This window comes from Klebsiella sp. BIGb0132 (assembly GCF_024810075.1).
Classification (GTDB): Bacteria; Pseudomonadota; Gammaproteobacteria; order Enterobacterales; family Enterobacteriaceae; genus Klebsiella; species Klebsiella terrigena.
This window is the reverse complement of the sequence record NZ_JANUDW010000003.1, coordinates 313,328-339,047: the sequence shown is the minus strand read 5'-3', so window position 1 is coordinate 339,047 and position 25,720 is coordinate 313,328. Positions and strand designations below refer to the sequence as shown.

The following is a 25,720-nucleotide window of genomic DNA, read 5'->3' as shown; positions in this document are numbered from 1 at the left end:
CGGGCGAGCATCACGCCTCGCCCGGAATAACGACCCTTCGCCACGATAAGCTAGCGGCTCTGCTTCCTCAGCAAATAGATAAAGTACGGCGCGCCGATAAAGGTCGACAGCAGGCCTGCCGGGATCTGATACGGGAACATGATCATCCGCCCGCACCAGTCGGCAAACACCAGCAGCAGGCCGCCAATCAGCCCGGACATCACCATATGCGGTATCGTGCGGCGGAACCCCATCATGCGCGCAATATGCGGTGCCATCAGACCGACAAAGCTTAACGGGCCGATGGTCAGCGTTGCCGTGGCCGTCAGGCAGGCGGCCAGCAGCAGCAGGCCGATGCGCGACGGCGTCAGCGCAACCCCTACCGCGCGCGCCGCCTCGCCGCCGAGCGGCAGGATCGTTAGCCAGCGGCGGCACAGCGGCGCCAGGGCCAACAGCACCAGCATCGCACAGCCGCTGTACGCCACCATCTCCGGCGTCGCGCCGTAGGTTGAGCCGGAGATCCACGTCAGAATCTGCGCCATCCGCGGATCGCCGCTGGCCTGCAGCATCATCAGCAGCATGGTGAAAGCGGTGCTCAACGCCATGCCCGCCAGCAGCATCCGATGCGGCGAAAAGCCGCCGCGTCCGGCAGCAACCAGAATCACCAGCAGCGTCGCGGCCGCGCCGAGGCTGCCGGCAGGCAGCAGCCAGCCAAAGGCGTTGCCGGGGACAAAGAACAGCATCACGACCACGCCAAACGCCGCGCCGGAGCTGATCCCCAACACTTCAGGGCTGGCCATCGGGTTACCGGTCAGGCGCTGAATAATGCAGCCCGCCACCGCCAGCATCACCCCGGCAAACAGGGCCGCCAGGATCCGCGGCCAGCGCCACGGCATCAGCTGATCCAGCAGCGTACCGCTGGCCCAGTGCCAGCTCTGCGCATCGCGGCCAAAGGCCAGCGCCGCAATCACCGCCAGCAGCAGAATTGCCAGCCCGCCGAGGGCGAACCACAGCACGTTCTGCCGCTCCGCCAGCACCTTATCGCCGGCGTTCATCACCGGGGCGCTAATACTGCGCAGGCGCGGCAGCAGCCACAGCAGCAGCGGCGCGCCGACCAGCGCGGTCACCGATCCGGTTGACACCTCCATCCAGACGCGGGCAAGCCACAGAATGATTTGATCGGAGAGCCAGAGGATCAGCGCGCCAATCAGCGCCGCCAGCAGCAGGCGCGAGAGCAGGCGGCGGGCGCCGAGCATTTTTGCCAGCAGCGGGGCAAACAGGCCGATAAAGCCGATAATCCCCACCGCATTCACCAGCATCGCGCTGAGAACAATCGCCAGGGAGAGCGCCCCGAGGCGCGCCAGGGAGAGCGCCAGGCCGAGGTTGCGCGCCACGCCGTCGTCCAGCCCCATCAGGGTGAGAGGCCGCAGCAGCAGCAGCGTGAGCATCGCGCCGCCGAGCAGCTGCGGCCACAGCCGCTGCGCTACGCTCCAGTCGGTTTGCGTCAGGGTGCCGGTGCTCCACAGGAACATGCTCTGCAGCTGGTCGTGATGGAAAATGACCATCAGCTGATTGAGCGCCCCGCAGTAAAGGCTGACGACCAGGCCGGCGAGGATCAGGGTCACCGGCGAGAGTCGTTTGCCCCAGGAGACGCCAAACACCAGCGCACCGACCAGGCACGCGCCCGCCAGGGCGGCGAACTGCGATGCCAGCACGCCGGGGATCGCCCACAGCGCGGTAACCGTCATCCCCAGCTGAGCGCCGGTGGCGACGCCAAGAGTCGTCGGCTCCGCCAGCGGATTGCGCAGCACCTGCTGGAACAGGACGCCGACCAGCCCCAGGCCCGCGCCCACCAGCAGCGATACCGCCAGCCTCGGCAGCAGGCTGTAGTGAAACAGCATCTGGGCGATACTATCGATATCAGGCTGCCACAGCGCCTGTCGCCACTCGTTCTGCGGCAGCGCGGTGCGCAGATTAAAGAGGCTGAGCGCGAAGGCGGCAATCAGCAGTATGGCCAGCAGCAGAGCCGCCAGAGGAGAAATTCGCGATCTCACGCCGGGCCTCCCTGCGCGTCAGCCAGCACGCGGGCAAAGTGCATCGCCGAGAGCGTGGCGCCGTAAAACCACACCGCCGGAACGCGCTGGAAGCGCCCTTCGCGGACAAACGGCATCGCCCGCCACAGCGGGGAGCGCATCAGCTGCGCCATTTCGCTATCGTTGCCGTGGTCGAAGCAGATCACATCTACATCCTTATAGGCCGCCAGCCGGTCGATGCCGACGGTCACGCTGCCCCAGAAGGTGCTCTCCCCGCGCCAGGCGTTTTTGATACCAAAGCGCTCGAGGATTTCCTGAAACAGGCAGTTATCACCGAAAACCAGGACGTGGCGCGGGTCGAGCAGGCTAATCATCAGCAGCGGCCGATCGCCGCGGTGGGCGAAGCGCGGGCGCAGTTCGTCCATCAGCGCGTCGAACGCTGCCAGATGACGCTTCGCGGCCTGCTGCTTGCCGATAAGCTCGGCCATCTCGTTGAGCGACTGCTGCGCCATCATCAGCGGCCGCTTGCCGTCGCTGAAGGTAAATCCGCGCCCCGGCGCAATACGCGCCAGCTTCTCTGACGACGGGCCGTAGCCTGCCGACCAGACGATATATGAAGGGTTCATCTGCGTCAGCAGTTCAAGATTGGGTTCCGTGCGCAGCCCGACGTCAATGACCGAGTCCGGCAGCGCCGGTTCATTCACCCACAGGCGATAGTTCGGGATATCAGCGACGCCGTACGGCACGACGCCCAGCGCCAGCAGCAGCTCGACCGGCAGCCACTCCAGCGCCACGATGCGCTGCGGATCGACGGTCGCCGCCCGCGCGCCGCGCATCTGCCACAGCAGCGGCGATAGCGCCATCGCCGTCAGTAAACGTCGGCGGGTGATCACGTTGGTTTTTTCCATTAATAGACGAAGCTTACCGGCGCACTGCCCGCCGGATGCGGCAGAATTCCCATCGGGATGCCGTAAATTTGTTCCAGCGTTTCGCTACGCATCAGCTCAGTCGACGTGCCCTGAGCAATCATCTCGCCGCCGCGCAGGGCCACCAGATAGTCGCAGTAGCGGGCCGCCATATTGATATCGTGCAGTACGGCAATCACCGTCAGGCCGCGCTGCTGGCTCAGGCGATGCACCAGCGCCAGCACGTCAACCTGATGAGCAATATCCAGCGCCGAGGTGGGCTCATCCAGCAGCAGACAGCGGCTGTCCTGGGCCACCAGCATGGCAATCCACGCGCGCTGGCGCTCGCCGCCGGAGAGGCTATCGACCAGCCGATGCGCCAACGGTTTTAGCCCGACCAGCGTAATCGCCTCCTCGACCTTCTGCCGATCGGTCGCGCCAAAGCGCCCCAGCGCCCCGTGCCACGGATAGCGTCCAATCGCCACCAGCTCGCGCACCGTCATCCCCTCCGCCGCGGGCAGCTGCTGCGGCAGATAGGCCACCTTGCGGGCAAACGCCTTGCTGCTCCAGCTATCGAGAGGCTGACCGTCGAGCAGCACCTCGCCCTCTGACGGCGGCTGATGGCGGCCGAGCATTTTCAACAGCGTCGATTTGCCGGAGCCGTTATGACCAATCAGGCCGGTCACTTTTCCTGCCGGGAAGGTTAACGAAAGCGGATGCAGCAGCGTACGACCAGGCACGCGAAAGGTCACGCGATTCAACGAAAACGTGGTATCGGATTGCGGAGTGTTTTCCTGCATAGCGGCCAACTTGTTTAACGGCGCGGCGAACCGCGCCCGGTGAGTGATTAGAAACGGAAGGTTCCGGTCGCAATGACCTGACGCCCTGCGCCCCAGTAGCACGCATATTCGCTATAGCAGCTGGAAACGTACTCGCGATCGAACAGATTATTGACGTTGATACCCACCGACGAGCCCGGTAAACCAAAGCGCGCCAGATCGTATTTCACCGTCGCATCCATCAACGCGTAGCCCGCGACGCCGAAGGAGTCATTCTGCTTCGCATCGGCGGTATCGTTTTTGTAGTAGCTAACCGTAGAGCCAACGTAGCGCGCGCCGGCGCCGACCGTCAGGCCGCTCAGCGCGGTTTCGTGGAAGGTGTAATCCGCCCACAGCGACGCCATATTGCGCGGAACTTCCGCCGGACGTTTGCCGTTAAATACGGTGTCGTGCTGGTACTCAGCATCGGTGTAGGTATAGGCTGCGGTGAGGTTGATATTGGCGTTCACCGCCGCTTTCGCCTCCAGCTCCAGGCCGCGCGCGCGGATCTCGCCGGTTTGAATGCTAAACGTCGGGTTGCGCGGATCTGCCGTCAGGTTTTTATCCTTGGTCAGCTGGTACACCGCCGCGGTCACCACTACCGGCATATCTTTCGGCACGTATTTCACGCCCGCTTCATACTGCTCGCCGCGCGACGGATCGAACGGTTTGCCGTCGAGGCCCGAGCCTGAAACCGGCTCAAACGACTGGCTGTAGCTGAAGTACGGAGAGATACCGTTGTCGAACAGATAGTTAATACCGCCGCGCCAGGTAAACTGCTGGTCGTGATTTTCGGCCAGAACGTTAGTGGCGCGCGTCAGCGTAGAGGTCGTGGCGTAGTCATAGCGTCCGCCCAGCGTCATCACCCACTTATCCCACTCCATCTGATCCTGGGCATAGAGGCCGGTCTGCTCCATCCGGTTGAGCACCGCGTACGGGAAGTACACCGAGACGTTTGGATTACCGTACTGCGGATTGGACATGCCGATCGGATCCGCAGAACCGTAGTCGGCATTGACGTCGTTGCGCATGCGCGAATAGTCCACGCCGGTCAGCAGCTTATGGTCCACCGCGCCGGTAGCAAAGTCGGACTGCAGCTGGGTATCAACGGTGAAGGTGTTGAGATGTTCATCAGAGCGCACGTAGGCGCGGTTGATCTGTCCCGGCGCCGTGTAGCCGTTGCCGTAAACGGAGCGATAGAGCGTATTGACGTCGGCGTAGCGCAGGTTCTGACGAACGGTAAAGGTATCGTCAAACTGGTGTGAGAAGCTGTAGCCCACCATCTGCTGGCGGCGCGACATCTTGTTGCTCGGTTCGCCTTCGTTGAAATCGGTCGGCAGCTTGTGCGCGTTACCGTTAGCGTCGTAGTACGGCACCACGGTCCCTTCGCGCGGAAGCCAGCCGTAGTAGCCCGCATACGGATCGTTCTGGAAGTTGCTCAGGAAGGTGAAGTCGGTTTTATCATCCGGACGCCAGCTAAAGGAAGGCGCCACCGCGTAGCGGGTCGATTTCGCCATCTGCTGCTGCGCGTCCTGGCTGCGGCCCAGGCCGGTCAGGCGATAGGACCATACGCCGTTATCATCAATCGCATCGCTAAAATCGAACCCCGTCTGCCACAGGTTATCGGTGCCCATTTTGAACTGAATTTCTTTCAGCGGCTCGGTCGTCGGGCGCTTGCTGACCATGCTGACGATGCCGCCAGGGTTGCTGTTGCCGTACAGCACGGAGGTTGGTCCGCGCATCACTTCCACGCGCTCGAGGAAGTAGGGGTCCATCGACACTTCAGAGTAGTTATTCCCCTGCAGCTTCATGCCATCCAGATACTGGTTGGTGTTTACCGTTGTCGAGGTCGTAAAGCCGCGAATTGTCACCACGTCATAGGTCGTTGAGCTGCCGCGAGTGGAGAAAACGCCCGGCGTATAGGCCAGCGCTTCTTTCACCGTTGTCGGCTGCTTCATCTCCATTTCCTGGCGGGTCACCACGGAGATCGACTGCGGCGTTTTTTCAATCGGGGTATCGGTTTTGGTGGCAGTTGCGGAGCGCTTTGCCGCGATAGTCGGAGCCGGTCCCCAGGCGCTTTCCTGGCTGACGGGGGCCGCGATAACGGTAATGGTTTCTTCTTTTTTCGGTTCAACTGCCGCCTGTGCATAGACAGACATGCCGCTAACCGCCGTGGCTACTACGACTGCGATTTTACGCAGCGAGTGATTTGGCTGAGCAGTTTTTGGACGCGCCATTGGTAGATCTCTGATAAAGGTGAATGATAACGTAAACGAGAATTATTATTATGACGGCTGACATAATAGGCGAAACGCGAAATGCAAGGCAAGCAATATGCCCCTGCTGAGATGCCAAAGGCTGAATAAATAACCAGACGGTAATTGTGGGGTTAAGTGACTGTTAAGTAATCTACAGAAATGAAAAAGCCCTCTAATACTGAAGTATCAGAGGGCTAATGTTGTAACAACCTATTCGCACGGCCTGCAGGCCGCAGCGAGGCGCCCTGCAGAAGCAGGCGGATCGTTAATTACTGCCGAACATATCCTTAATCCAGCCCGCAACGCCGTCACTTTTTTCCTGCTTCGGCGGCTGCTGGGTCGCCGGCTGCTGCTGCTGAGGCTGCTGACCGGACTGATTAAACGGATTGTTCTGCTGCTGTTGCTCAAGCTGCTGCTGCTGGATCTGCTCACCCTGACGGCAGAGCGCATCCGGCGCGGTAGTCCATACCGGCAGCGTTCGCAGGCCTCCGCTACAGACGAAGTTACCGCTGCCGTCGACGCCCATATCCACCACGTCTTCCGGCGCCGTCAGCACCAGCGGCGTTGGCGTCTGGTTGGCCAGATAGCGCTGATAAATCGACATCGCGCCGCTGGCACCGTACAGCTTCGTCGGCTGGTTGTTATCGCGACCCACCCAGGTAATCGTCACCTGGCTTCCGTCGATACCGGCGAACCACGTATCGACGTTGTTGTTGGTGGTCCCGGTTTTCCCTGCCAGATGCAGACCCGGATATTTCGCCCCAAGCTGGCGACCGGTGCCGCGCTGCACAACCTGCTGCATGGTCCACAGCGTCATGTATGCGGCCTGCGCAGGAACCGCCCGCTCAGCCTGCGGATAGCTCTGATACAGGACGGTGCCATCTTCGGCAATCACCGAACGCAGCGCCGACAGCGTCGCGCGGTTACCGCCGCTGGCGATGGTCTGGAACGCCTGCGCCACTTCAATTGGCGTCAGGTTCAGCGCCCCGAGGATCATCGCCGGGACCGGGCTGAGCTGGTCTTTCGGCGCCCCCAGTTTAACCCAGGTATCGATCACCGCCGGCAGGCCCAGCGCCATCCCGAGGTTGACCGTCGGCACGTTCATCGAACGCGTCAGCGCATCAACCAGCATCACCTGGCCGCTAAAGCGACGATCGTCGTTCTGCGGGGACCAGGTCTGGCCGTTGGAGAGACGAATCGTCACCGGCGCATCGGCAATGGCGGTATTCAGACGGTACTGGTTCGGCTGGCTTAACGCGGTCAGATAGGTCGCCGGCTTGGCCAGAGAACCAATCGAACGACGGGCCTGCATCGCGCGGTTATAGCCCGCAAACTGCGGCTCCGCGCCGCCGACCATGGCCCGCACCTCGCCGGTATAGCGGTCAACGACCACCATCGCGGTTTCCAGATCCGGCAGCTTACGCTGCTTCTTCAGCGCCGGGATCCCTTCGGTGGCCGCCTTTTCCGCCGCGTCCTGCGCCACGGAATCGAAGGTCGTAAAGATCTTCACGCCGGAGAGATCTTTCACCTTATCGCCCAGCTTCGCCTGCAGCTCCTGACGCACCATCTGCATAAACGCCGGCTGCGGAGAAATGACGCCGCCGCGCGGCTGCACGCCCAGAGGACGGGCGCTCAGCATGTCGTACAGCTCCTGGTCGATAACGTTCTGCTGCTGCAACAGACGCAGAACCAGGTTACGACGCTCCAGCGACAGCTTCGGATTACGCCACGGGTTGTAAATCGATGCGCCTTTTACCATCCCCACCAGCAGAGCCTGCTGGTCAAGGCTCAGCTCTTCCACCGGGCGGCCAAAGTAGTAAAGGCTGGCCAGCGGGAAGCCGCGAATTTCGTTATCGCCGCTCTGACCGAGGTAGACCTCGTTCATATACAGCTCGAGGATCCGATCCTTGCTGTAACGGGCGTCAACGATCAGCGCCATATAGGCTTCGTTGGCCTTACGCCAGTAGGAGCGCTCGCTGGAGAGGAACAGGTTTTTCACCAGCTGCTGGGTCAGGGTACTGGCGCCCTGCACCGTGCGCCCCGCCGTCAGGTTAGCCAGCACCGCACGACCAATCGAGTACAGGCTGATCCCGTCATGCTCGTAAAAGTGGCGGTCTTCGGTAGCCAGCAGAGTATCAACCAGCAGATCCGGGAAGCCGCTGCGCTTAACGAACAGGCGCTGCTCGCCGTTGGCCGACTGCAGCATGGTGATCAGCCGCGGATCGAGGCGGAAGAAGCCAAACTGGCGGTTATTCTCCATGTTCTCGATCGTTTCCAGACGATCGCCATCAAAGGTCAGACGCGCGCGCACCTGCCCTTCTTTACTGTCCGGGAAATCAAACGGACGGCGAATCATCTCGATGCTGTTGGCCTGCACGGTGTATTCGCCCGGGCGCGTCATCGCGCTCACCTGACGATACTGCGTGGCGTTCAGCAGGCGCACCATTTCGTTTTTGCTGACCTGCATATCGGGCTCAAGGTTGACCATCCGGCCATACACCGCCGCCGGAAGCTCCCAAACCTTGCCGTCAATGCGGCTGCGGATCTTCTGATCGAGGTAGACGCCATAGGCGGCAACCAGCACCGCGACAACGATACCCAGCTTGATCAACAGCCACAGCCAGGTACGTTTACGCCGAGGCTTGTTACCTTTGCCTTTCGCTTTCTTCGGCATCGGCTCTTCGTCCTCATAATCGTCGTCGTAATCATCGTCATAGTCCTCGTCCCGAACCCGACGACGAGTCACTTTTTGTTTTGCCGGACGCGAGGGTTTACCCTTACGTCCGATAGGCTCGCGGTCATCTCCCGCCATGCTTTTTCTCCGCAACTTTCAGGCGTAAAAGCCTGATTCTCAATGCTTCCCCCTGCCAGAGGAAGAAGATATCTCTCAAATTCACGCCCGTGGGGTCTTATTCCTGCAGGCGACCATCTATTGACCGTACTTCGCGCGGTCAGCGTCTCACGGCGCAGCTATGATCGATTCTCATGAGTTTAGTTAAAAAATCACAAAATAAATCATCATCTTACATACTTCACCTGCAGAGAATTTTGGGACATAGCACTAATCGTCCAGGGAACACAGGATAGCACTAAACCAGGATATGCTTAACCAGCATTTTACCCCGCCAAAGGGTAACAAAAGGGAAAATATTATGTTTTTTAATAGCATAAAAAATGCGCCCCGCCGCCCCGTGCGCTTCACGCTTTTCGGCCCCCGCGCTGCGGATAAAAACGAAAACTTCCCGACACACGAAATATTATATTCGGACTGTGACAATAAATATTTTTCCCGGAAGTAAAGATAAATCTTAAACCATCCGTGGATAAAAGTGAGAGGCGCTTAGCTATATATAATAATATTTACTGATGACAGCGGGGAAATATTTGTTAAACTAGCCTTCAGTTAACCATTCCAGCTTAATATTATGCGAACTTTCGTTATATTTCCGCTTATCATGATCGCCGTGCTTTCAGGCTGTCAGCAGAATCGCTCCTCAACGTTAAGCCCTGGCGTCAGCAGCGAGGCGCAGCTTGAGCAGCTCTCGTCGGTAGCCGCAGGCGCCCGCTATCTGAAGAACAAATGCAATCGCAGCGATCTGCCCGCAGATGAAGCCCTCACCCAGGCCGCGTGGAATGTCGGGAAAAAAAGAGGATGGGGAAATATCGATTACGCAACCCTGGCTCAGCGCAGCGCGCAGATGTATCAACAGCTGCAGCAGGACAGCACTCCGGAAACAACCAAATGCAGTCAGTTTAATCGCCAGCTGGCGCCCTTTATTGCCGGCTTAGATCGCGCATAAAATGTCGCAGCCGCTTATTTTGCGTTTTATTGGCGCCTAATTTATTGCCCCTGTGGACTATCCGCAATAATACCTCCCGGCCAGTCATCCAGCGCCGCCAGAGTAAACGTATTGCCCTTAAAGCTAAACACGGTTAAATCCTGCTGAATCTGCTCAATCACCAGATTCGGCAGCGGCGATTGCCCCTCCTGCCAGCTTTGACCGTTGATCACAATCGTGCGCTTATCCTCGCTCGAGGCGTAGATATGCGCGCTGTAGCGTAATGCCGGTAAATAATCCTCCTCCTGCGGGCTCTCCTCCTCGACGCTGGCCTGCGCCTTTTGCTTTGTCGGAGCAGATACCGGTACGGAGGCCGCCTGCTGCGGTGCAGGCTGGCTAAGCGGCACCAGCGCCGCATGCGCCACCGGCACCAGCGGCTTTTGCGCGACCGGCGCGTTTCGCCACTGCTCGCCGCCAAACCAGCCCAGCGCGATAAATAGCGCGGCGTAGAGCGGAACGGTAAGCCAGGGAACCTGCACCATTGTACCAACCATCACCGGCGATCCCGCCTCCCGGACGCTCACCGCGGGCATCGGGCACTCTTCATCATGGCGAATCATCACACCCTTTCTCCTGATAGCGAAAGAATCGCAGCCCGACGCCGAGCGCCGGGCTGCCTGACCCCGTGAATGCAGGTCAGCTAAAGAGATGCTTTATTTGCTGCTTACCGGCAGGCCAGCGCCCTGCGCATCGCCCTGCGGTTTTTCCAGCACCGCGACGGACCAGGCCGGCAGCGTAATCGCGCCATCGGCAGCGATCTCGACGCCGTTCGCCAGCGATCCCTCTCCCGCCGCCTGCTGAATGGCGCTCAGCTGCAGGTTTTCACCAGTGAAATCATGGAGGGTCCGGCTCTCAGGCGCCGCGTTGATCGCCACGACCAGGCCATCCACCCGGCCATCGAGGCTTGCGCCCGCCTGGACGCCGTCATCGATGGTCATGATCAGCAGGCCAGCCAGCGAATCAGCGCCGGTATTGCGGAAATCGACGCGCTTCATCACCGCGCTGCCGTCACCTAAGGTGAAGAGCGGGGATGATTTGCGCAGCTGGGTCAGCTCCTGGTAGAACGCGGTCATCTGCTGCAGCTCCGGCTCGCCGGGGGTCGCCACCATCTCCTTAACGCGGGAAATCAGATCGTAGTTGCTGCCGTCATCGCTGCTGCGCGGCATCCCGACGTTAAAGTTGTTGTCCTGCATGGCGTAATCGACGCGGTTAAACCAGTCGCCGGAATCATAGGAGTCGCGGGTGAAGGATTTAGAGCGCAGCAGCTCCGAACCCTGCTGATCGAAGGCGATCCCCTGACCCAGCATCACCGTCGCCAGCGATACCGCCTGCATCCGCACGCGGGTATTAAGGTCGGCCTCCTGCGCGGCTTTGTAGCTGATCATGTCCCACAGCGTCTGGTTATCGTGCTTCGAAACGTAGTTAACAACCTCCGTCGGGTCAGCCGCATAGCCCCCCGGCGCGCCGTTGTAGTCGATCTCGCTGCCCTTTTTCACCGCGCCGTCTTTATCGATCATCACAAAGTCGGCGAGGTTGCCGGCCATGCCCAGACGCGTCAGATCGGCAAGGTGGCGCACCGTATCTTCGTTCTGGCTGGTGAGCTCGTTAGGCAATACGCCGGCGCCGCTGCCGATCCCCTGGTTCTGACGCAGCGCATCGCCGGAGTCAAACGGACCGCCGCCGCGCACCGAGTCGCGCAGACGATCGGAGAAGGTCCCGATCCCGCTACCTTTGAGATTGATCTGCGAAGCGATTTCGAAACGGTCGCTCTGCCCGGAGTCCCAGCCTTCGCCGAAGAAGTAGATATCCGGATTTAAGCTCTTCATCCGCTCCCACGCCGAGAGGATCTGCGCTTTCGGGTGATAGCCCATCAGGTCGAAACGGAAACCGTCAATTTTGTAATCGGTGGTCCATACCGCCAGCGAGTCGGCGATAAGCTTGGCGAACATCCGATGCTCCGGCGCGGAGTCCGAGCAGCAGGTTGCCGATTCAACGCTGCCGGTGGTTTCGTTCAGACGCTGATAGTACCAGGGGACGATTTTATCCAGCACCGAAGTCCGGTCTGTTGGCCCGGCGGCGTTGGTGTGGTTGTACACCACGTCCATGATCACGTTCATTCCCAGATCCTGCTTAATCGCCTGGATCATGGTACGGAACTCTTTGATCCGCGCGGTTCCTTCCGGGTTCGTGGCGTAAGAGCCTTCCGGCACCGTGTAGTGGAACGGATCGTAGCCCCAGTTGTAGGAATCGGTCTGCGCCACCAGGCTATTCAGCGCCTGAATCTGCGGGTTATCCTGGCTATCGCTTTGCTTGAGCTGATTAAGCACCTCTTCCACCGTCGAACCGCTGGCGCAGTAGGCGGCAAATTCGCTGCTCTTCACCGCGCTGTTGATTTCGCAGAGGTGGCTGAACGGCTGCTGGATGTCGGCAACTTTATCGCTGAACTCGTTGACCGTCGCCAGATCGAACACCGGCAGCAGCTCAACGTGGGTCACCCCGGAGGCGGAGAGCTTTTTCAGGTGCTGCACCATATTGCTGTCCTGAGCGGTGAGCGCCAGATACTTACCGCGCAGCTCGGCCGGAACGGTGCTGTCCCAGGCGGAAAGGTCGCGAATATGCGATTCATGAATGGTCATCTTCGCCAGATCGGCTTTGGTTTTCTGCGCGTGAGGCATCGCCAGGCTATCCCAGCCGTCGGGCTTGAGCGCGCTGTCGTTCAGATCGACAACCTGGCTGTACTCCGAATTGGTGGAGAGGCTATGGGCGTACGGGTCGGTCACCTCGTACTGTTCAACCTTGCGCGACTGCGGGTGGTAAACCGTCAGCGCATAGCGGTAGAAGGCCCCCTTCAGATCGCTTCCGCCCTGCCATGCCCAGGCGCCCGAGGCCGCGTCGCGGGTCATCGGATGGCTGGCGAGAACCTTTTTATCGGCGCTATACAGCACCAGATCGACCTGCTGCGCGGTCGGCGCCCACAGGCGGAAATTAACCCCGCCATCGCTCACCTGCGCCCCGTAGCTGAGGGCCTCCGCCGGCTGCGCGTAGACGTCGTCCAGCACGCCCGCCGTCTGCACCTGGGTGGCGGAGATCAGAATGCCGTCCTTCTCGGCGGCAATCGCCACCGTTTCGCCCTGCAGCAGCTCATCAACCGGCGCATTATCCGGAAGCTTAAAGGCGGCGTAGCTGGAGAGCTGCGGGAAGCGCATGCTCACCTGCTGGCTGACGGTAGTGGGAGTCAGGTTCAGATAGCGGTCGGTAAATTTACCTTCGCTATCGGCGGCCACTTTGCTGCTGTGGCTGTAGTACAGGCGAACGATCGGTTTGCCCTCGCCGCCCGGCCACAGTAGGGTGGTCTTGTCGACCCAGTGGGCCTCGGCAAGCGCCACGCCAAACGCGGCGCGAAACGCATCCGCACGGGTATCATACAGCGAGCTGCTGCCGGCGATAACCGAGACCGTGCGGTCGGTAAAGTCGCTGAACGACACGCGCAGATCGCTATCGATCAGCTTGTTGGTGCCATCTCTGACGATAACGTTGATGCAGCCGCTCTCTTTATTGAGCGGAATCACCCAGTACGGGCCGTATTTGTCGCTGCCGCTCGGCGTGGTGCTGACGTCATTCCAGTCCGTCATCGGGGCGCTTAGCGCATCGCAGGTTTCATTATTCCAGAGATAGAGATTCCGGGTACTGTAATCCGCGGCAGTGGCGCTGGTAATACCAGCAATATCAACCAGATGAATGACTGCCTGCTGAGAGGAAGCCGTGGCAGCTTCACCGGGAACCGCCACATCGGGTAAACGAACAACAACGTCCTGATTATCGGGCGTGTCGGGTGAGCCAGAGGAAGAAGATGAAGAACTATTATCGCAGCCGCTAAGTAAAACCAACGAGCCAAGGAATAGGGCATTACAGGTATATCTGAGCATTCGATAGTCCCTAATATGCTTAATAAATTATGAAAGGTAAGAAAAGATGTTTATCTGTAAAGCGCCGCAATTAGATATTTTTGTTTTCAGCGATTCAATCATCCATTAGCAATTAATGGGGGGGCGTAGGCGGCCGGGGGAGTAAAAATAAAAAGGGAATGACGACCCGGATAGCGAAACTCATTATGCTTTGCGGCGACTCACCGAGAATTTCGCAATAAAAGATTTAAATATAAAAAGCCACCCACCAATACAGGTAGGGATCGCGACCGCCCCGGGGAAAACAGGATGAGAAAAAGAATTAAAATACCTTTTTCTGTGATGAGGTTAACACTAACAAATAAAACGATAATAAACAACGCGCCTCATATTGTGATGTTCGTCATGTTATTACCTATTGCTCAGCAGCTCGCCAAATTAAGCTGGCGGATTATATTCCCTGTAGACTCTGCGGCTATGACGATTAACGCCGCGGCGGTTTTACCTTCCCCGGCGGCTATTCGGCCGGACGAATTAGCGCCGTTTACGCTATTTGGCCATGCGGAAAAAACGCCGCCGCCTGCGGACGGTTCAGCCGACGGTAAAAGCCTGGCCGAGGCGCCACTCTCCGCCCTCAAGCTGCGGATCACCGGCCTGCTTGCCAGCAGCGATGCCGCACGTTCAATTGCCATCGTGGCGAAAGGGAATCAACAGGTTAGCCTGGGCGTTGGCGACAGCACCCCGGGTAACGAAGCAAAAATAGTCGCCATTCTTAACGATCGCCTGATCGTTAACTATCGGGGCAGAAACGAAGCGATACCGCTCTTTGACGACGCTGGCGCAGCGGTGAAGTCCGCTCCGACGCCGCCGGCGAAAGAGTGGGTTAAGCAGGTGCGCGAGCGGCCGCAAAATATTCTCAACTATCTCAATATTTCCCCGATTATGGTCAATGAGCAGCTCAGCGGATATCGCCTTAATCCGGGCAAAGACCCCACTCTTTTTCGCCAGGCCGGATTACAGGAAAACGATCTGGCGGTCGCGCTGAACGGTCTCGATCTCCGCGATCGGCAGCAGGCTCAGCAAGCATTAAAACAGCTCCCCGAGCTCAGCGAAATAACGCTAACCGTCGAACGCGACGGCCAGCGGCAGGATATCTATTTAGCCTTGAGGGATGAATAATTGCGCAGCACCCTAATTTTCCGCCTGCTTTTTACGCTGCTGATGATATTCAGCGCGCTGTTATTCAAACCCGCCGCTGCGGAAGAATTCTCCGCCAGCTTCAAGGGCACGGATATTCAGGAGTTTATTAATACCGTCAGCAAAAACCTCAATAAGACGGTCATTATCGACCCCAGCGTGCGCGGCACAATTACCGTTCGCAGCTACGATATGCTCAATGAAGAACAATATTATCAGTTCTTCCTCAGCGTGCTGGACGTCTACGGCTTTGCGGTTATCAATATGAATAACGGCGTGCTGAAGGTGGTGCGTTCAAAAGATGCCAAAACCGCGGCGGTGCCGGTCGCCAGCGACGCCTCCCCGGGCGTGGGCGATGAGGTGGTGACCCGCGTGGTGCCGCTCACCAACGTCGCCGCCCGCGATCTCGCGCCGCTGCTGCGCCAGCTCAACGACAACGCCGGGGCCGGCAGCGTGGTGCACTACGAGCCGTCCAACGTGCTGCTGATGACCGGGCGCGCGGCGGTGATTAAGCGCCTGCTGACCATCGTCGAGCGGGTTGATAACGCCGGCGATCGCAGCGTGGTGACGGTCCCGCTCTCCTGGGCCTCCGCCGCCGACGTGGTTAAGCTGGTGAATGAGCTGAACAAGGACACCAGTAAATCCGCGCTCCCCGGCTCGATGGTGGCGAACGTGGTCGCGGACGAGCGGACCAACTCGGTGCTGGTGAGCGGCGAACCAAACTCACGCCAGCGCATCATCACCATGATCCGCCAGCTCGACCGCCAGCAGGCGGTACAGGGAAACACCAAGGTTATCTATCTCAAGTATGCCAAAGCCGCCGACCTGGTGGAGGTGCTAACCGGCATCAGCAGCAGCATGCAGAGCGAGAAACAGAGCGCGAAGCCGGTGGCGGCGCTGGATAAAAACATCATTATCAAAGCCCACGGCCAGACCAACGCGCTGATCGTCACCGCCGCCCCGGACGTCATGAACGACCTCGAGCGGGTCATCGCGCAGCTGGACATTCGCCGCCCGCAGGTGCTGGTTGAAGCAATTATCGCCGAGGTTCAGGACGCCGACGGCCTCAATCTTGGCGTGCAGTGGGCCAATAAAAATGCCGGCATGACCCAGTTCAACAACAGCGGGCTGCCGATCTCAACGGCCATTGCCGGCGCCAACCAGTACAACAAAGACGGCACGGTCACCAGCTCGCTCGCCAGCGCCCTGAGCTCCTTTAACGGCATCGCCGCCGGGTTCTATCAGGGGAACTGGGCGATGCTGCTTACCGCCCTCTCCAGCAGCAGCAAAAACGATATTCTCGCCACCCCCAGCATCGTCACCCTCGACAACATGGAGGCGACCTTTAACGTCGGCCAGGAGGTGCCGGTACTCAGCGGCTCACAGACCACCTCCGGCGATAACATCTTCAATACCGTCGAACGCAAAACCGTCGGCATTAAGCTGAAGGTCAAGCCGCAGATTAACGAAGGGGACTCGGTGCTGCTGGAAATTGAGCAGGAGGTCTCCAGCGTCGCCGACTCCGCCTCCAGCACCAGCTCGGATTTAGGTGCCACCTTCAATACCCGCACGGTTAACAACGCGGTGCTGGTCGGCAGCGGCGAAACCGTCGTCGTGGGCGGGCTGCTGGACAAAAGCGTCACCGACTCCGCCGATAAGGTGCCGCTGCTCGGCGATATCCCGGTGATAGGCGCCCTGTTCCGCTCCACCAGCAAAAAGGTCTCCAAACGCAACCTGATGCTGTTTATCCGTCCGACCATCATTCGCGACCGCGACGGCTACCGGCAGGCCTCTTCCGGCCAGTACAACGCCTTTAACGATGCGCAAACCAAACAGCGCGGCAAAGACGGCACGGAAGCGTCGCTGAACGATGACCTGCTGCATATCTACCCCCAGCAGGATACCGCCGCGTTTCGCCGGATCGGCGCCGCCATCGACGCCTTCAACCTGGGAGGCCAGCCGTGACGCCGCTGGCGGAGAGCCGCCCGCTGCTGCCTTTCGTCTACGCCCGCGCCCACGGCATTATCCTGCTGAGCGACGGCGCGACCTGTGCCGTCCGCTGCCTCGCCGAGACGCCAACGGCGGCGCTGCTTGAGGCGCGCCGGGTAGCGGACCGGCCGATCGAGGTCCAGCGGCTGGCCGCCGACGAGTTCGAGAAGCTGCTGGTGCTCAGCTACCAGCGCGATTCGGCGGAAGCCCGGCGCATGATGGCCGATATCGGCAACGAGCTGGATTTATACACCCTCGCCGACGAGCTGCCCGACACCGACGATCTGCTGGATAGCGAAGACGATGCGCCGATTATCCGCCTGATCAACGCCATGCTGACGGAGGCTATCAAAGAGCAGGCCTCGGATATTCATATCGAAACCTACGAGCGCCACCTGCAGATCCGTTTTCGCGTCGATGGCGTGCTGCGGGAGATCCTCCGCCCGCAGCGTCGGCTTGCGGCCCTGCTGATTTCGCGCATTAAGGTGATGGCCAACCTTGATATCGCGGAAAAGCGTATTCCGCAGGATGGCCGCATGGCGCTGCGCATCGGCGGGCGCGCCGTTGACGTGCGCGTCTCGACGCTGCCCTCCGGCCACGGCGAGCGCGTGGTGCTGCGCCTGCTGGATAAAAACAGCGTCAACCTCGACCTGCTGACCCTCGGGATGCCGCCCGCGCTCCTGCAGCAGATCGATGAGCTGATGGCCCGCCCGCACGGCATCATTCTGGTCACCGGTCCCACCGGGTCCGGCAAAAGCACCACCCTGTACGCCGCCCTCAGCCGGCTGGACGCTCGCGAGCGCAATATTATGACCATCGAAGACCCCGTCGAATACGAGCTGGAAGGGATCGGCCAGACCCAGGTCAACCCCAGGGTAGAGATGACCTTTGCCCGCGGGCTGCGCGCCATTTTGCGCCAGGACCCTGACGTGGTGCTGGTGGGCGAGATCCGCGACGGCGAGACGGCGCAGATTGCCGTGCAGGCCTCCCTCACCGGCCACCTGGTGCTCTCCACGCTGCATACCAACAGCGCGCTGGGGGCAATTTCGCGCCTGCAGGATATGGGCGTGGAGCCTTTTCTGCTGTCAACCTCGCTGCTGGCGGTGCTGTCGCAGCGTCTGGTGCGCCGGCTCTGCCCGCACTGCCGTCGTCCGGGGCAGGCGGATGAGGAAACGGCGACACGGATGGGCGTCCCGGCCGGTACCGCCATGTGGCACGCCGAGGGCTGCGGGGAGTGCGGCTTCACCGGCTATCGCGGGCGTACCGGGATCCACGAGCTGCTGCGGGTTGACGATCGGGTGCGGATGGCAATCCACCGCGGAGAAAACGAATTAACGCTGGGCCAGCGGCTGGGGGCGGACTATATCACCCTCCGCCGCGCCGGGCTGGAGAAGGTACTGAGCGGAATAACCAGCTGGGAAGAGGTGGTCAGGGTGACCGAGCAGCATGCGGCACAGGGGGACCAGGATGGCCATTTTTAGCTACCGGGCGCTGGACGAGCGCGGCAGGACGCAGCGCGGCGTACAGCAGGCGGACTCCGCCCGCCACGCCCGCCAGCTGCTGCGGGAAAAGGGCTGGCTGCCCGTTGAGATCGACGCCGCAGAAGGCCGCGCGCGCGGCGGCGGGCATTCGCTGCTGACGCGGCGTACCGGCGCCGGCGACCTCGCCCTTCTCACCCGCCAGCTGGCGACGCTGGTGGCGGCCGCGATCCCGCTGGAAAAAGCGCTGGACGCGGTGGCCCAGCAGTGTGAAAAAGCGCACCTGAAAACCCTGATGGCCGGCGTGCGCGGCAAGGTGCTGGAGGGTCATACCCTGGCGGAGGCCATGCGCGGCTATCCGGCCTGCTTCGACCGGCTCTACTGCGCGATGGTCGCCGCGGGCGAAACCTCCGGGCACCTTGCCGGCGTGCTTAACCGGCTGGCGGACTATACCGAACAGCGCCAGCAGCTTCGCGCCCGCCTGCTGCAGGCCATGATCTACCCCATCGTGCTGACGCTGGTCGCCATCAGCGTGATCGCTATCCTGCTCTCCACGGTGGTGCCAAAGGTCGTCGATCAGTTTGTTCATCTCAAGCAGGCCCTGCCGTTCTCCACCCGCCTGCTGATGACCATGAGCGATATCGTCCGCAGCGCCGGACCCTGGCTACTGCTGGCGCTGCTGGCGAGCGGGCTGCTGCTGCATTACGCCCTGCGCCAGCCCGCGCGGCGGCTCATCTGGCATAGACAGCTGCTGCGCCTGCCGCTGATTGGCCGGGTGGCCCGCAGCATCAACAGCGCCCGCTACGCCCGCACCCTCAGCATTCTGAACGCCAGCGCCGTCCCGCTGCTGCCGTCGATGCGCATCAGCGCGGAGGTGTTAAGCAACACCTGGGCGCGCCGCCAGCTGGAAACCGCCGCCGAGTCGGTGCGCGAAGGGATCAGCCTGCACCGCGCCCTCGAAGCCACCGCCCTCTTTCCGCCGATGATGCGCTACATGGTTGCCAGCGGCGAACAGAGCGGCGAGCTCAACGGCATGCTCGAGCGCGCCGCCGATAACCAGGACCGCGAGCTGAGCGCGCAAATTCAGATGGCGCTCAGCCTGTTTGAGCCGCTGCTGGTGGTGGCGATGGCCGGCATGGTGCTGTTTATCGTGCTGGCCATTCTGCAGCCGATCCTGCAGCTCAACACCCTTATGAGTATGTGATTGTAATAATGGAGAAAAAAATGCAACGACAGCGTGGATTCACCTTACTGGAAATTATGGTGGTGATTGTCATTCTCGGCATTCTTGCCAGCCTGGTGGTCCCTAACCTGATGGGCAATAAAGAAAAAGCGGACCGGCAAAAAGTGGTCAGCGATCTGGTGGCGCTGGAGGGCGCGCTGGATATGTACAAGCTGGATAACAGCCGCTACCCCAACACCGAGCAGGGGCTCGCGGCGCTGGTCAGCCGTCCTGCCGCCGAGCCGCAGGCGCGTAACTATCCGGAAGGCGGCTATATCCGCCGCCTGCCGCAGGATCCGTGGGGCAACGACTATCAGCTGCTCAGCCCCGGCCAGCACGGCCAGGTCGACGTGTTTAGCGTTGGGCCGGACGGCATGCCGGATACCAACGACGATCTCGGCAACTGGAATATCGGGAAAAAATAGTGCAGCAGCGCGGCTTCACGTTACTGGAGATGATGCTCATTTTGCTGCTGATGGGCATTAGCGCGGGCATGGTGATGCTGGCGTTTCCGCCATCGCGCGAGAACGACCCGGCGCAGCTCCTCGAGCGCTTCCAGGCACAGCTGAGCTTTGTCCGCGACCGCGGGCTGCAGACCGGCCAGTTCTACGGTATCTCGATTCACCCCGACCGCTGGCAGTTTATGCGGCTGCTGACCCCAGACGAGAGCGGCCAGGCTGGCGAAGCGGACGGCGGCGAGGAGAGCTCCCGCTGGCAGCCGCTGCAGATCGCGCGCGTCGCCACCTCGGGCAGCGCCGCCCCGGAACCGCTGGCGCTGAGCTTCCCCGATGGCGCCGCCTGGACGCCGGGCGAACTGCCCGACGTTCTGCTGTTCCCCGGCGGGGAAGTAACCCCCTTTCAGCTGCATATCGGCCGCGATCTGGCGCTGGAGGTTGACGCCCGCGGTAGCGTGCAGCCCGCGCAGCGGGAGGAGAGCCCATGAAATCGCAGTCCGGAATGACGCTTATCGAAGTCATGGTCGCGCTGGTGGTCTTCGCTCTCGCCGGGCTGTCCGTGATGCAGGCCACGCTGCAGCAAACGAACCATCTCGGGCGCATGGAGGAGAAAACCCTCGCCGGATGGCTTGCCGACAATCAGTTGATCCAGCTGCGGCTGGAAAACCGCTGGCCGGCGCTGAGCCCCTCGGAAACGACGATCCAGGCGGCAGGCGGCAGCTGGCACATCCGCTGGCAGGGCGTCGAAACCGAACTCCCGCAGCTGCGGGCGCTGGACGTCGAGGTCCGCCATGATAAAAGCGACAAGGCGCCGGTCTCCTCGCTGCGCACCTGGGTGACCCGGCCATGAACAACGGCACCATGCGCGGCTTTACCCTCGTTGAAATGCTGCTGGCGCTGGCGATCCTCGCCGCGCTGAGCGTGGCGGCGGTCAGCGTGCTGCAAAACGTCATTCGCGCGGATACGCTCACCAAAGAGAAAGCGCAGCAGATCCGCACGCTGCAGCAGACCTTTAGCCAGATGGCCGCAGACTTCAACCAGATAGTCCCCCGCCGCGGCCGCAACGACGACGCTCCCTTCTCCGCCGGGCGCTTCCAGCTGAGCAGCGACGACTGGGCGATAGCCTTTAGCCGCAGCGGCTGGCCAAACCCGATGGGCATGTTGCCGCGCTCAGAGATCCAGAACGTCAGCTACCGCCTGCGCCAGCAGCGGCTGGAGCGCCTGAGCTATGACCAGCAGGACCCGCTCACCGGCAGCCGGCCGACGACCTGGGTCCTGCAGCGCGACGTCGAGGCGTTCCGCCTGCGCTTTTACGCCAACGGCGGCTGGCAGGATCGCTGGGAGTCCGCGCAAAAGCTGCCGCAGGCGCTTGAGGTCACCTTAACGCTGAAGGGCTACGGCGACGTCACGCGCCTGTTTTTAGTTGCCCCCGGAGAGCAGCCATGAACGGCCGCCAGCGCGGCGTCGCGCTGCTGATGGTGCTGCTGATCCTCGCGCTGATGATGGTGCTGGCGAGCGCCATCACCGAAAGAACGGCGCGGATGTACCAGCAGACGGCCACCACCCTCGATAACCTGCAGGCCAAATGGTACGCGCTGGGCGCGGAGACGATGGTTGCCGCGCTGCTGCAGCGCGACGCGCTTGATTCGCCGAACCAGACCCATCTGGCACAAAACTGGGCCCAGCAGGGACGCCGTTTCACCGTCGATGGCGGCGAGATTTATGCCACGATTACCGACGATCTGGCCTGCTTCAATCTGAATGCCGTCAACCGCGCCACCGCCGATGAAAGCGAAGCGATCCCCGCCGCGGCGCGCGCCTTTACCCGCCTGCTGGAGAAGCTCGGCGCGGAGCCGCTGCGCGCCCTGCAGCTCACCGCCGCCCTGCGCGACTGGATCGATGCGGATAGCCAGCCGCTGCTCAACGGCGCGGAAGACGAGGTCTATATGGCGCAGTCGCCGGGCTACCTGACCGGCAACCAGAATATCCGGGACCTCAGCGAGCTGCGCCTGCTCGCCGGGATGGACGCGGCGCTGTACCAGCGCCTGCTGCCCTACGTCTGCGCCCACCCGAACGACGCCCTGCAGATCAATATCAACACCCTGAAGCCGGCGCAGGCCGCCCTGCTGGCGGCGCTGTTTCCCGCCGATCTGAGCATTCAGCAGGCGCGCCAGCTGCTGAGCGCCCGTCCGGCAAGCGGCTGGAACAGCGTCGCCGCGTTTTTAGCCCAGCAGGCGCTGCAGGACACCGACACCACCGCCGTACGCCCCTGGCTGACGGTCCACAGTGAACGCTTCGTCGCCTCGTTCACCGTGGTCATGGGCAGCGCGCGCTATCAGCAGCGCAGCCTCCTGCAGCGCGAAGGGCGCAGCTTCCGCGTTATCCAGCGACGTTATGGACTTTACAGAGTGGCCGATGAATAACGATAAAACGCCGCCGCGCGCGGCGCTCATTTTGCGCCTCGGCGCCCCTGAACGGCCGATCGCCTGGCGCCTGATCTCGCCCGGACAGCCGGAGAGCGCCGGCGAATGGTCCGCCAGTGACGATGACCCGATGCTGCGCGAGCTGGCGGCGCGCTATCCCGCCTGGGTATTGGTTCCGGCCAGCGACTGCGCTTTTCACAGCGTGACGCTGCCCGCCGGCCTGCGCCAGCGCCCGCAGCAGGTTCTACCCTTCCTGCTCGAGGAGCAGCTGGCAACCGACGTCGAGGAGGTTCATTTTGCGCTGCTCCACCGGCAGAAAAATCTCTGCCACGTCGCCGCCCTGCAGCGGCAAAAAATGCGCGAGTGGCTTGCCCGCTGCGACGAGCTGGGGCTCGAGATCCTCGCCCTGACGCCGGATGCGCTGGCTCTCCCCTTCACTCCGGGCCGCTGGAGCGCGCTGCAGGTCGGCGAACAGTGGCTGATTCGCCATCAGGCCTGGGGCGGGATGGCGGCAGAAGCCGGCTGGCTGGCCGAGCTGCTCTCCCCCGGCGAGGCGCAGCCGCCGATCGACAGCTACTCGCCGCCCCCGGCGATCCCGGCACCGTGGCGCGCGCTGGCGGCGCAGGATTTACTCCAGTTGGCGGCGGCGAATCCGGCGGCGCAGCGCATCTGCCTACGTCAGGGAGAGTTTGCGCCGAAGCGCCGCTGGCAGCCCGCCGGACTGCGCTGGCGTCCGGCGATGGCCGCCGCCGCCGCGCTGGTGCTGCTGTGGGGAGTCAACGGCGTGCTCGACCATCTGGCGCTGAGCCAGCGGGCGGCAGCGGCTCAGCAGGCCAGCCGGGCGTTTTATCATCAGTGGTTTAAAACGGAGACCCGGGTGATTAACCCCCGTCTGCAGATGCAGCAGCATCTGCGCCAGCTTGCGCAGACGGCGGCGCATCCGCCGTCGGTCGTCACCATCAGCCTGGTGCAAAAGATCGTCTCCGAGACCCCGGGGATCCGCCTGCGGGCGCTGGCCTACGACGGCGCGCGCAACGCCCTGCAGCTCGACGTGTCGGCGGTATCGCCCCGGGCGCTGGAGCAGTTCAGGCTGCGGGCGCAGCCCCATTTTCGCGTACGAACCGGCGAAATGAAGCCGCGAGCGGACGGCATTGAGGGGCGTCTCTCCCTGGAGGAAAACGATGCATAGCCTGCGTATTTTATGGCAGCAGCGCTCGCAGCGGGAGCAGCGCCTGCTGGTGGCGATGGCCCTCGCGCTGTTCGTCGGTATCGCGTACTACGCCTTCTGGCAGCCGTGGCTCGACCGCGAGCAGCAGTGGCGGCAAACCCTCGCCAAAGAGCAGGCCAGCCTGCGCTGGATGCAGCAGCAGGCTCCGCTCCTGCAGCAGCTAAGCCGCCAGCGGCCGGGCCCTGCGCCCACCGCCGAAGAGCCCTCGGCGGTCATCATGCGCGAGGCGGCCCGCCAGGCGCTGGCGATCGTCCGGCTGCAGCCGCAGGGGATGCGGGTCAACGTCACCCTCGAGGCCTGCACCTTTCAGGCCCTGATGTCATGGCTCGACGCCCTGGGCCGGCAGGGCATTCACGCCGCCTCCCTGGCCGTCACCGCACACCCCCAGCGTCCCGGCTGGGTGACGGTGAATACGCTGATCCTCGAGCGTCGGCATGAGAAGTAAATCCGCCGTTGGAGTGCTGCTCAGCGCCTGGCTGCTGTGGATGCTGCTCACCGCCCCCGCCAGGCTGCTGACCGCCGCGCTGCCGGCCGGGATCGGCGTCGGCGAGCTTGCCGGCACCGTCTGGCAGGGCGAGGCCAGAGATATTGTCTGGCGCGGAGCCGGCCTCGCCCACCTGCGCTGGCGGCTGACTTTCTCCGGCGCGCTTCCGGGCTGGCAGATTTCGTTCAGCGATCCCAGCGGGCTGCGCGGCCAGGCCTGGCTGCAGGGGCTGAGCGCGCTGACGCTGCGCGATGGCCGCCTTATCGTCCCCGCCGGCGTGGCGGGTCGCGGGCTGACGCAGGCCGGGTCGGTTGACGCCGAGGGCCTGATTACGCTGGAGATCGCCGAGGCGCGCTTTAGCCCCGCCGGCTGCCAGCAGATATCCGACGGCCGCGCGCGCTGGCAGGATGCGACGCTGAGCTCCCCCGCCGGGTCCCTGACGCTGGCCAGCGTCAGCGGCAAATTCAGCTGCACGCCCGCGGGGGCGCTGGCGCTGAACATCAGCCAGGACTCGCATCAGCTGAGCCTGAGCGGACAGGGCACCCTCGCGCCTGACGGCGGCTACGCCTTTCGCGGAACGCTACAGAGCCGGCAGTCCACGCCGGCGCTGCTCGCGGCGCTTATCGCCCAGAGCGGCCGCCAGGATGAACATGGACGCACGCCCTGGCAGCTGCAGGGAAAATGGTCACTACCGGAGAAACCATGACGCTACTTGCCGCATTTTCACTGCAGTTCCCCCTGATATGGGGCGGTTTTTTGTTTATTTTCGGTCTGTGCTTCGGCAGCTTTTTTAACGTCGTTATCTACCGGCTGCCGCTGATGTTAATGGCCGAGGAGGGCCAGGAGCGGCTTAGCCTGAGCTTTCCGCCGTCGTTCTGCCCGCAGTGCCGGCAGCCCGTTGCATGGCGGGATAACGTCCCGCTGTTCAGCTTCCTGCTGCTGAAGGGGCGCTCCCGCTGCTGCGCGCGGCCGATTTCACGCCGCTATCCGCTGACCGAGCTCTTCTGCGGGCTGCTGTTTGTGCTCGCCGGGTATCTGCTGACTCCGGGTTTCGCGCTGCTGGGCGGGCTGGGGCTGCTCTCCACCCTGCTGGTGCTGGCGCTCATCGACGCCAGGACGCAGCTGCTCCCCGATTGCCTGACGCTGCCGCTGCTGTGGGCCGGGCTGCTGTTTAATCTCAACGCCACCTTCGTGCCGCTGACGGAGGCGGTTATCGGCGCGATGGCAGGCTACCTGTTGCTCTGGGCGGTGTACTGGGTATTTCGGCTGCTAACCGGCAGGGAGGCGCTGGGGTACGGTGATTTTAAGCTGCTGGCGGCGCTCGGCGCGTGGTCTGGCTGGCAGGCGCTGCCGCATACGCTGCTGCTGGCCTCGGCCAGCGGGCTTATCTGCACCCTGGTGCTGCGGCGGCTGACCCACCAGCCGCTGGATCGGCCGCTGGCCTTCGGTCCCTGGCTGGCGCTGGCCGGCGGCGGCCTGTTCCTGTGGGCCCAGGCGGCATAGCCCG

At 62.2% G+C, this 25,720-nt stretch carries 21 protein-coding genes; 14 read left to right on the top strand and 7 right to left on the bottom strand.

From position 1 onward, the window contains the following. Positions 1–50: 50 nt before the first annotated feature. The 5 genes from fhuB to mrcB form a co-directional block, all read right to left on the bottom strand. Complete coding sequence (fhuB, locus tag M2416_RS13120) at positions 51–2,033, bottom strand: Fe(3+)-hydroxamate ABC transporter permease FhuB (RefSeq protein ID WP_076946349.1); 1,983 nt, start codon at positions 2,031–2,033, stop codon at positions 51–53. Beyond that, a complete protein-coding gene (gene fhuD / locus M2416_RS13115; protein ID WP_259224410.1) occupies positions 2,030–2,920 on the bottom strand; it encodes a Fe(3+)-hydroxamate ABC transporter substrate-binding protein FhuD in 891 nt (296 codons plus the stop codon). The genes fhuB and fhuD overlap by 4 nt, the downstream gene beginning before the upstream one ends. After that, entirely contained in the window at positions 2,920–3,717 is a 798-nt protein-coding gene (gene fhuC / locus M2416_RS13110; protein ID WP_041144114.1) for a Fe3+-hydroxamate ABC transporter ATP-binding protein FhuC, read from the bottom strand. The genes fhuD and fhuC overlap by 1 nt, the downstream gene beginning before the upstream one ends. A 47-nt stretch (positions 3,718–3,764) precedes the next feature. Continuing rightward, positions 3,765–5,972, bottom strand: a complete 2,208-nt coding sequence (fhuA, locus tag M2416_RS13105) for a ferrichrome porin FhuA (protein ID WP_259224407.1) — start codon at positions 5,970–5,972, stop codon at positions 3,765–3,767. Positions 5,973–6,258: 286 nt separating this feature from the next. Then, positions 6,259–8,805, bottom strand: a complete 2,547-nt coding sequence (gene mrcB / locus M2416_RS13100; RefSeq protein WP_076946352.1) for a bifunctional glycosyl transferase/transpeptidase — start codon at positions 8,803–8,805, stop codon at positions 6,259–6,261. 613 nt (positions 8,806–9,418) lie between these two features. On the opposite strand from mrcB, the gene gspS reads away from it, so the two are divergent. Then, a complete protein-coding gene (gene gspS, locus M2416_RS13095) occupies positions 9,419–9,793 on the top strand; it encodes a type II secretion system pilot lipoprotein GspS (protein ID WP_076946353.1) in 375 nt (124 codons plus the stop codon). A 41-nt stretch (positions 9,794–9,834) separates the two neighbouring features. Here the strand turns inward: gspS and gspB are convergent, their stop codons facing one another. Both gspB and pulA read right to left on the bottom strand, forming a co-directional pair. Further along, a complete protein-coding gene (gene gspB / locus M2416_RS13090) occupies positions 9,835–10,395 on the bottom strand; it encodes a type II secretion system assembly factor GspB (RefSeq protein ID WP_041144110.1) in 561 nt (186 codons plus the stop codon). Between the two features lie 90 nt (positions 10,396–10,485). Next, positions 10,486–13,758 (bottom strand): pullulanase-type alpha-1,6-glucosidase, encoded by a 3,273-nt coding sequence (gene pulA, locus M2416_RS13085; RefSeq protein WP_259224401.1) that lies wholly within the window; start codon positions 13,756–13,758, stop codon positions 10,486–10,488. A gap of 306 nt (positions 13,759–14,064) precedes the next feature. Here pulA and gspC point away from each other — a divergent pair, with 306 nt between their 5' ends. Genes gspC through M2416_RS13020 form a run of 13 tightly spaced genes read left to right on the top strand, consistent with a single transcriptional unit; the run spans position 14,065 to position 25,716 of the window. Further along, positions 14,065–14,916 carry a type II secretion system protein GspC gene (gspC, locus tag M2416_RS13080; protein ID WP_076946517.1) on the top strand — a complete coding sequence of 284 codons (852 nt, stop codon included), beginning with the start codon at positions 14,065–14,067 and terminating at the stop codon, positions 14,914–14,916. Positions 14,917–14,958: 42 nt separating this feature from the next. Then, the gene (gene pulD / locus M2416_RS13075; RefSeq protein ID WP_041147521.1) at positions 14,959–16,899 is read left to right on the top strand and encodes a GspD family T2SS secretin variant PulD; all 1,941 of its coding nucleotides are present in this window, start codon (positions 14,959–14,961) and stop codon (positions 16,897–16,899) included. Then, positions 16,896–18,404: a type II secretion system ATPase GspE gene (gene gspE / locus M2416_RS13070; protein WP_259224397.1), complete on the top strand. Its 1,509-nt coding sequence runs from the start codon at positions 16,896–16,898 to the stop codon at positions 18,402–18,404. The genes pulD and gspE overlap by 4 nt, the downstream gene beginning before the upstream one ends. After that, a complete protein-coding gene (gspF, locus tag M2416_RS13065; RefSeq protein ID WP_259224396.1) occupies positions 18,391–19,605 on the top strand; it encodes a type II secretion system inner membrane protein GspF in 1,215 nt (404 codons plus the stop codon). Before gspE ends, gspF begins: the two co-directional genes overlap by 14 nt. Positions 19,606–19,625: 20 nt before the next feature. After that, positions 19,626–20,048, top strand: coding sequence for a type II secretion system major pseudopilin GspG (gene gspG / locus M2416_RS13060; RefSeq protein WP_041144105.1), 423 nt, complete (start codon positions 19,626–19,628; stop codon positions 20,046–20,048). Then, positions 20,048–20,566 carry a type II secretion system minor pseudopilin GspH gene (gene gspH, locus M2416_RS13055; RefSeq protein WP_076946357.1) on the top strand — a complete coding sequence of 173 codons (519 nt, stop codon included), beginning with the start codon at positions 20,048–20,050 and terminating at the stop codon, positions 20,564–20,566. Before gspG ends, gspH begins: the two co-directional genes overlap by 1 nt. Next, positions 20,563–20,928 carry a type II secretion system minor pseudopilin GspI gene (gspI, locus tag M2416_RS13050; RefSeq protein ID WP_259224393.1) on the top strand — a complete coding sequence of 122 codons (366 nt, stop codon included), beginning with the start codon at positions 20,563–20,565 and terminating at the stop codon, positions 20,926–20,928. The genes gspH and gspI overlap by 4 nt, the downstream gene beginning before the upstream one ends. An 11-nt stretch (positions 20,929–20,939) precedes the next feature. Further along, positions 20,940–21,524: a type II secretion system minor pseudopilin GspJ gene (gene gspJ, locus M2416_RS13045; RefSeq protein WP_076946519.1), complete on the top strand. Its 585-nt coding sequence runs from the start codon at positions 20,940–20,942 to the stop codon at positions 21,522–21,524. Beyond that, positions 21,521–22,501 carry a type II secretion system minor pseudopilin GspK gene (gene gspK, locus M2416_RS13040; protein ID WP_076946359.1) on the top strand — a complete coding sequence of 327 codons (981 nt, stop codon included), beginning with the start codon at positions 21,521–21,523 and terminating at the stop codon, positions 22,499–22,501. The genes gspJ and gspK overlap by 4 nt, the downstream gene beginning before the upstream one ends. After that, a complete protein-coding gene (gene gspL / locus M2416_RS13035; protein WP_259224378.1) occupies positions 22,494–23,690 on the top strand; it encodes a type II secretion system protein GspL in 1,197 nt (398 codons plus the stop codon). Before gspK ends, gspL begins: the two co-directional genes overlap by 8 nt. Then, positions 23,683–24,174 carry a type II secretion system protein M gene (gspM, locus tag M2416_RS13030; protein ID WP_259224377.1) on the top strand — a complete coding sequence of 164 codons (492 nt, stop codon included), beginning with the start codon at positions 23,683–23,685 and terminating at the stop codon, positions 24,172–24,174. Before gspL ends, gspM begins: the two co-directional genes overlap by 8 nt. After that, a complete protein-coding gene (locus M2416_RS13025) occupies positions 24,164–24,919 on the top strand; it encodes a type II secretion system protein N (RefSeq protein ID WP_259224374.1) in 756 nt (251 codons plus the stop codon). Before gspM ends, M2416_RS13025 begins: the two co-directional genes overlap by 11 nt. Next, complete coding sequence (locus tag M2416_RS13020) at positions 24,916–25,716, top strand: prepilin peptidase (RefSeq protein ID WP_259224370.1); 801 nt, start codon at positions 24,916–24,918, stop codon at positions 25,714–25,716. The genes M2416_RS13025 and M2416_RS13020 overlap by 4 nt, the downstream gene beginning before the upstream one ends. The last annotated feature ends 4 nt before the right edge of the window (positions 25,717–25,720 follow it).